The 7,489-nt window shown below is 40.7% G+C and carries 7 protein-coding genes and 1 pseudogene; 7 read left to right on the top strand and 1 reads right to left on the bottom strand.

What is annotated here, in order from left to right; translation table 11 throughout:
* Window positions 1-92 precede the first annotated feature (92 nt).
* From PSE7429_RS19730 to PSE7429_RS19705, 6 genes and pseudogenes are all read left to right on the top strand, one after another.
* Window positions 93-413: a hypothetical protein gene (locus PSE7429_RS19730; protein WP_009629111.1), complete on the top strand. Its 321-nt coding sequence runs from the start codon at window positions 93-95 to the stop codon at window positions 411-413.
* 56 nt (window positions 414-469) lie between these two features.
* Complete coding sequence (locus PSE7429_RS19725) at window positions 470-1,180, top strand: HEAT repeat domain-containing protein (RefSeq protein WP_158467657.1); 711 nt, start codon at window positions 470-472, stop codon at window positions 1,178-1,180.
* Between the two features lie 78 nt (window positions 1,181-1,258).
* Window positions 1,259-1,471: a hypothetical protein gene (locus PSE7429_RS26760; RefSeq protein WP_009629109.1), complete on the top strand. Its 213-nt coding sequence runs from the start codon at window positions 1,259-1,261 to the stop codon at window positions 1,469-1,471.
* Window positions 1,472-1,549: 78 nt separating this feature from the next.
* The gene (locus PSE7429_RS19715; protein ID WP_158467656.1) at window positions 1,550-2,104 is read left to right on the top strand and encodes a GIY-YIG nuclease family protein; all 555 of its coding nucleotides are present in this window, start codon (window positions 1,550-1,552) and stop codon (window positions 2,102-2,104) included.
* 43 nt (window positions 2,105-2,147) lie between these two features.
* Window positions 2,148-2,732, top strand: coding sequence for a Uma2 family endonuclease (locus PSE7429_RS19710; RefSeq protein WP_009629107.1), 585 nt, complete (start codon window positions 2,148-2,150; stop codon window positions 2,730-2,732).
* Between the two features lie 153 nt (window positions 2,733-2,885).
* Window positions 2,886-3,752: pseudogene (locus PSE7429_RS19705) on the top strand (AAA family ATPase); the annotation flags it as partial.
* Between the two features lie 23 nt (window positions 3,753-3,775).
* Here PSE7429_RS19705 and PSE7429_RS19700 read toward each other — a convergent pair.
* On the bottom strand, window positions 3,776-5,122 hold the full coding sequence (locus PSE7429_RS19700) for a family 10 glycosylhydrolase (protein WP_052017758.1): 1,347 nt from the start codon (window positions 5,120-5,122) through the stop codon (window positions 3,776-3,778).
* Between the two features lie 468 nt (window positions 5,123-5,590).
* On the opposite strand from PSE7429_RS19700, the gene alr reads away from it, so the two are divergent.
* Window positions 5,591-6,751 (top strand): alanine racemase, encoded by a 1,161-nt coding sequence (gene alr, locus PSE7429_RS19695; protein WP_009629104.1) that lies wholly within the window; start codon window positions 5,591-5,593, stop codon window positions 6,749-6,751.
* The last annotated feature ends 738 nt before the right edge of the window (window positions 6,752-7,489 follow it).

The raw sequence follows: 7,489 nt of genomic DNA, 5'->3' as shown, positions 1-7,489 counted from the left end.
GTTGCGGCGCGAAGCGCCGCAACTCTCTATTGAGTTTGATGTACTGACTTAAGTGACTATAGCTATATATTAAATCTATATCTTAAATAAAGATGAAAGAAATTGAACACTTAGCCGCATTAATTAATCACTTAGCCGATACTAACATTAATGAAAAAGAAAAGATTGCTGCTTTAACTGAAGAAATCAATTTAATGGCAGGGCGTTGGCATACGATGGGAGTCAGTGATAGTAGCCTCTATATTAGTGCGATTAAATTGGATGGTGATGGCACACTGTTAAAGAAAGTGATAAAAGCCTATGTGAGTTCTCGTATTAATTATGTACAGGAAATCCGAGTTGGTAAGCAAGTTGACTTTGATTTCCATAACTATATTAAATTAATGACAGGTATTTCATTTTATCCGCCCTGATTGAGCATTGCGGCGAGTTTGCGTCATTAGCTATAGCTGAAATTAAGTCCATGCTCATGAGTGATGATATAGAAATCGAATGGGTGGCATGTAATGCCCTCAAAGGAATGGGAGTAGAAGCTATAGAAGCGCTTCCTGAGATATTTAGCTTAATGCAAAAACGAGGAATCAATCGGCATCCTTATACAGTGGGTGAAATATTAGTCCAACTTTCTAACATATTTCCTGAAATAATTACAGTGCTTAAATTCCACTTATTTTCAGATAATACAAATCTGCTTCATGCTATCCTTTTTACCTGTTCGCTTATGGATGAAAAATCGGCATTATTATACAAACCTTTGATCGATATCGCTAAATCGAGAATAGAGGAAACTAAGAGTTTGGCAATTTTAGCACTGGGTTCTACTGGCAAAAAAGATGAAGAGTTATGTGAGCTTTTGCTAGAAAATGCAATTGCTTCCGAATGGTATATAAGAGGCAATGCCATAAACTCGATGGGCAAATTGCAAGTATCTCCTGAAAAAGCTGTACCTATCATCATTAATGCATTAGACGATACTGAAGGACATGATTGGAATGTCCAAGAATGTGCGATCGCTGCTCTTGCTAACTATGGAAGTTTAGTAGGAAGTTATGCAGCAGATGCTATTACTAAACTCAAAGCAATAAGAAAAGCGCTAAAGGATGAACAGCCAGAAGATTGGATTTGCCAAATTATAGAAGTGAATGGTGCATTAAAGAAAATACGGAGTGCATTATCCTAAAACTTTTTATGAGCAAGTTTTTATGAGCAAGTTGCTGTATGGTCAATAATCACAAATCTACAGACGAAAATTTTACCTATGGAAGGTCAATACCCAAAACTCATAGTATTTTCGCAACATGGTATGAGTGATGGCAATTATGCTATGGAGGTTCTAGCGAAAAAAGTTGCGCCTCCTCAATCTGTAATCATTGCCCCCTATCTAGGCTCATTACCATCCCTAATACCAGATAGATTTAAGTTTTCTATTGAAACCCATTTTGCGATCGAACCACGAAATGCGGTGCGGTAATTATTTGTAAACTAATGGCTTAATCTATTATCTTACTCGAATTATGGTAAATGTTTAATGGTTTTAGTACTTAACAATATGACCAAACTAACATTACCTCAGATTTGTTTTTTAATAGATCAAGGTATACCTATGTATCAGCTCTTTGATGCAACTGGTATCAAAACAGGCGATTACAAGCGAATAATGAAGGAACAAGGTATGGCAGTTGCAATTGGAGTTACGCCTTGTATTAGAGCAGGACATACACTCAGAGATAGTGGTGGACACTGTATTCAATGTGGTACTCATAACATTGCGTTTAGGAGGAGATATCATGAGTCAGGCACTCTATATGTTGCAAGATCGGAGAATCTTGGGTTAACTAAAATTGGCACAGCAAAAGATGCTGGGAAGAGAGAATATACTCTAAATAATTGTGGATATGGCGGTAGCAGTGATTGGAAAATGCAATTTACTCAACATTGTGACAAAGTAGCTCGTGTAGAGCTTGAGGTTCATCAAATTCTGAGGCATCACAATGTTTCCAAATCTTACTGGAATCAGGATAACCTTGTTGATTGTTCTGAGATTTTCGATTGTGAGGTTGAATTAGCTATTAAGACCATTGATCAAGTTATTTCCCAACTTTGAAATTAAGTCAAGTTTTTCCTTTTCATATCATTAAGAGTTAATCATGTCTTCACTGACTATTTCATCAATAAAATTAGACAAAAAAATCTGGACAGATGCCGAACTAATGGCGCTAACCGATGGAAATTGCTATGAGCTTGTGAATGGAGAACTGGTTAATATGGGAAATTCAGGTGCATTGCATGGATATACTTGCAGCATTCTAGTCATGGCTTTAATGAATTACATTTTGCCTAGACAACTTGGCATTATTCTTGATTCTAGTACCGCCTTTACCATGAAGAATGGCAACAAGCGATCGCCTGATATTTCCTTTGTATCCAAAGAAAAACTACAGGGACTTACTGAACTACCCGACGGCTTTTTAGATGGCTCACCTGATCTAGCGATCGAAGTTCTCTCTCCCAACAACACGATTTCCGAAATCGATCAAAAAATTGTGGAATATTTTGAGAATGGCTCACGCCTAGTTTGGGTAATTAATCTCAAATTACATTATGTCTTAGTCTATCGTTCTGCCCAAGAACCCGATCGCTTACTCAAACAATCCGATTCCTTAGATGGTGAAGATGTTATTGAAGGTTTCACAATGCCATTATCGGAGCTATTTCAGAAGCTATCTTTTTGATTAGAATTGTGATCGCCTTGCTGGCTATTTCTGATGATGAATTTAGGCGATCGCAAGTTGGGAATGTCAAAGAAGTAATTCAAATCTAAAAATAAAATGCAAATAGGGGCTTAAAATGCGATAAATTGAGACTAATTATAAAAATAAATCTGTATGTCTTATTACATTTCCCCGCGCTTTTTGGATAAACTTGCTGTTCATTTAGCCAAAAACTTCATGAAATTGCCTAATGTGACAGTACCCTTAATTTTAGGAATTCATGGAGGAAAGGGGGAAGGTAAGTCTTTTCAATGCGAATTGGCATTTGAAAAATTGGGGATTGAGCCGATTAGAATGTCGGGTGGAGAGTTAGAGAGTCCTGACGCTGGTGATCCTGCAAGATTGATTAGAATGCGCTATCGGGAAGCAGCGGAGTTGGTCAAGGTACGGGGCAAAATGTGCGCGCTTTTGATTAACGATCTTGATGCGGGAGCGGGTCGGGTTGATTCGACGACGCAGTATACGGTGAATACGCAGTTGGTCAATGCCACTTTGATGAATATTGCTGATAACCCGACGAATGTGCAGTTGCCAGGGAGCTATGATAGCAATCCGATTCGGCGCGTACCGATTATTGTGACGGGAAATGATTTTTCGACTTTGTATGCGCCCTTGGTGCGGGATGGTCGGATGGAGAAGTTTTTCTGGATGCCCGATCGCACCGATCGCATTGGTATTGTCAGCGGTATTTTTGCACCCGATAATATTCCCCAATGGGAAATCGAGCGTCTGGTGGATATGTATCCCGATCGCTCAATTGATTTCTTTGGCTCATTGCGATCGAGCCTCTACGACGAGCAAGTAAGGAAATTTGTCTATGATATCGGTCTAGAGCGCTTGTCCTTACGTTTGGTAAATAGTACCGAAGCTTTACCCGAATTTCGTCCGCCTAGCTTTGATTTGAGAACTCTCAAAGAGGCAGGCGATCGCTTATTAGCCGAAGGCGATCGGGTCAGTCAACGCAACTTGATCCAAGAATATATGCCCGTAGGAGATGTTCGCTATTAATTTCTATTGGCAAGCCTTGGTGCTGGATTACGGAATAGATATTGAATTTCCTTTTGGCGATCGCGGGCAGGTTCGGGACCATAGCCCCATAAACTCTTGTAATAAAAGAAGGCGATCCCTAAACCACGCTCTTGGGCGGTAATAACTTGGGAGTAAACCTGTGACATCGGTATGTTACTGTGGCGCAGTCCTGAGAGAATACCAATGCCTGTAGAGATTTTATTTTGGACTTCGGCAATTTCGGGCAGATTAATTTGCGTGCGAAAGTCCTCTAAATCATTGCGATAGACCTGCACAATCAATTCATCGACAATGTTTTGGCGCACCCAGCCCAGCCAATCTTGCAGTTGTTGCTTGTAGGCAAAATCATAATAGTTAGGGGATACGGAGAAAATTACATTAGGTTTTCTTTGCTTCACCGCTTTGTTTAGTTTTGCCATAAAAGCCGAGATCTTGTTGGCTCGCCAACGTACCCAATCAGGATCGTTCACATTTGCGGGGGCTTCCTCTTTCATCTCTTGGCGATAGAGGTTCAGGGTATAGCGATCGTAGCCAAAGGTCTTTGGCAGACTGGTATGGTCGTCAAATTGAATCCCATCTAGATCGTAATTTGAGACAGCTTCGAGGACTAATTCTGTCAGAAACTTCTGCACTTCTGGATGGAAAGGGTTGAGCCATGCGACTTCCCCAGCAGCGGATACGGAGGTTTTATCACCATCTCGCTCTTGGGTTAGCCAATCGGGATGGATAGTCGCTAATTCTGAAGTAGGCGGAGCCATGAAGCCAAACTCAAACCAAGGCATCACCAATAAATTGTTTTTATGTCCTTGAGCGATGATGTCAGCGACAATATCTTGTCCTTCCGAACCTTTATAGACAAAGGGTTGAATTCCCGCATCTCTAGCAACATTGCTGGGGAACATGGCATAGCCTGAGTTCCATACCACTGGGTAAATTGTATTAAAGTTTAGTTTTTGGAGCTGTTTTAGGGCTTCTCCAAGTTGTTTGCGATCGCTAAACATGGAGAAGTCATTACTGGTCAACCATACGCCGCGAATCTCTTGACGTTTGTCTATAGGTTGGTTGATTGGTGCACTGGGGAGGATAACAGGTTGCTTTAGCTGTGGGACTAGTAGTTTTATTTGTGGTTTTATCTGCGCGATCGCCTGATCGTTTCCTAGAAATACAGGGATCAAGCTATGCAAAAGTAGCGTGATTACAAAAGTTACGACAAAAAGAAATGACAAAAAACGTTTGCGCGATCGCAACATTTGTTTAAAGCTTGGTTTAAATTCATACCGAAGTTTGTACCGAAGATTATATTTTTGCCAATCTTGCAGCATTAAACTTGGGATAAGTTGCAGGAGTCGCATAGGTATAGATAATTAAACTAATTAAAATAAACTAAGTAGAAATACTGATCGCAATTCTCATTCTAAGTCTAGCCTTAACCATGCTTTTGACTGAATTGCGATCGAGCTACGGCAAAATTAGATTCATCGCAGTACCTACTCTGAGTTTGTTATGCAACTTGGTATAACGACAAGCGTCTTTTTGCCGAACCACATTAATATACTCATTAATATACTAACGATGTACTGGCAATATCTCAAAGTAGCTAAGTAAGTAAATATAAAACCCTAAAGCCTGCGGCGCACGCGCAGCGTGCGCCGCAGGCTTTAGATCTGGATTTTAATTATGCTGAGGTACTTAGGCGTAATTAAATATAAAGCCCCAAAAGCTGTAGCGTACGCGCAGCGTGCGCTACAGCTATCGAGTTTGTTGTTTTATCGCATGAGGAGTGCGTTGTAATGCTCAAGCAAAACCATCGTGCATGGGTAGAAGTCGATCTATCGGCAATTAGGCATAATGTTTGTCAATTAAAGTCTTTACTGACCGCACCGACAGAGTTAATGGCGATCGTTAAGGCTGATGCCTACGGTCATGGCGCGATCGATGTCAGTCAAGCTGCGATCGAGGCGGGGGCCTCATGGCTGGGGGTTGCGACAATTCCTGAAGGGATACAGTTGCGCAATGCAGGGATTACGGCTCCGATCGCCATTTTAGGGGCGACTAACGGTGTGGATGAGATCAAAGCGATCGCTGAATATCGTCTCCAGCCAACTATTTGCAATGCCAAACAAGCGCTGATTTACCATGAAGTCCTCTCCAATATTGGGGCGCAGATTCCTGTTCATCTCAAGATTGATACGGGTATGTCGCGGCTGGGGGTAAATTGGCAGGAGGCGATCGCCTTTATCAAACTCGTACAGCATTTACCAAATCTAGAAATTCTCAGCGTTTATTCCCACTTCGCCACTGCCGATGATCGCGATCTTACCTTCATGCAGTTACAGACCCAAAGATTTCAGCAGGTCATTGCCGAGCTTCAGTCTGAAGGTATCTATCCGCCCTATATTCATATTTGCAACACCGCCGCGATGTTATGCGATCGCCAAATTCACTACGACATTGTGAGAACTGGTTTGGGGATTTATGGACTTTATCCCGCGCCCCATCTTCAAAATCTGGTAGATTTGCGACCAGCACTTACGGTTAAGGCGCGCATTACCCAAGTAAAAGAAATCACGGCGGGAACGAGTGTGAGTTATGGTCGTTCGTTCATTGCCAAGGCAGACATGAAAATGGCAACGGTAGCGATCGGTTATGCCGATGGGATTCCCCGTGGTTTATCCAATCGTCTTCATGTTTCGGTCAAGGGGCAAAAAGTTGCTCAGATTGGCACGATTACTATGGATCAATGTGCGATCGATGTTACCCATATACCTGATGTTAATGTTGGCGATGTGGTGACATTTTTAGGTGGGGCATCGGGAAATACTGCCGATGATTGGGCGGAGCTATTAGGTACGATTTCATGGGAAATTCTCTGTGGATTTAAGCACCGCTTGCCCAGAATCAATGTTGTAAATGCGATCAGCGATCGGCAAGAAATCTTGTTAGAAATTTAATTAATACCAATTCCCAAAATGGCTACGCCATTTTGGGAATTGGTATAAGAGATAGCTAGGACACAAAACCCCAAAGATGAGCGGCGGCGCAAAGCGCCGCCACTCATCTTTGGGGTTTTATGTCCAAAGTAAACCTTACGTTGCTATAAATGAGGAATTAGGTGACACTACGTAACACTTGATTCCTTTTTTTCTAGTCTGTCTAATTACTTAGGTATTTTGGCTATTTGATAATGGGTAATAAGCCCTTATAAGTATCTCAGTATAATTAAAATCCCGATATAAAACCTGCGACTTAGGCTGCGTGTGCGCCACAGGTTTTAGGGCTTTATATTTAATTAAGCCCACTTACTTAAAGGTTAAATTTCAATTAACAAAACTCTTCATTGGATAGCCTTTATTTTTGTGAGTGTAAATTTTTATCTCAGTATTCAATATTCTTTCTGAATTTTACTATATTTTTGATTATCTAAGTCTAAGCATATATCATAGTTAAAGCTTTAAAAAACTATATAAAAAATAAAAACGATATTGCTAAAAATAAAAAGATTGGATAAAATTAATATGTTTGGTTCTCCGCAATTTATAAAATAAAGTTTCTAATAAATTTGGCATTTTTTGGTAGTCCTAAAAAGGAAAGGATGAGGGAAAATATCTAGATGGTTGTTACAGATTAAAGCAATGTCAGAGTCAAGTCCATCATGTCCATCATGTCCATCCTGCCAGTCCGTATCAGTG

Origin of the sequence: Pseudanabaena biceps PCC 7429 (genome assembly GCF_000332215.1) — a bacterium.
In the GTDB taxonomy this organism is placed as follows: Bacteria; Cyanobacteriota; Cyanobacteriia; order Pseudanabaenales; family Pseudanabaenaceae; genus Pseudanabaena; species Pseudanabaena biceps.
This window is presented reverse-complemented; position numbering and strand designations above follow the sequence as displayed.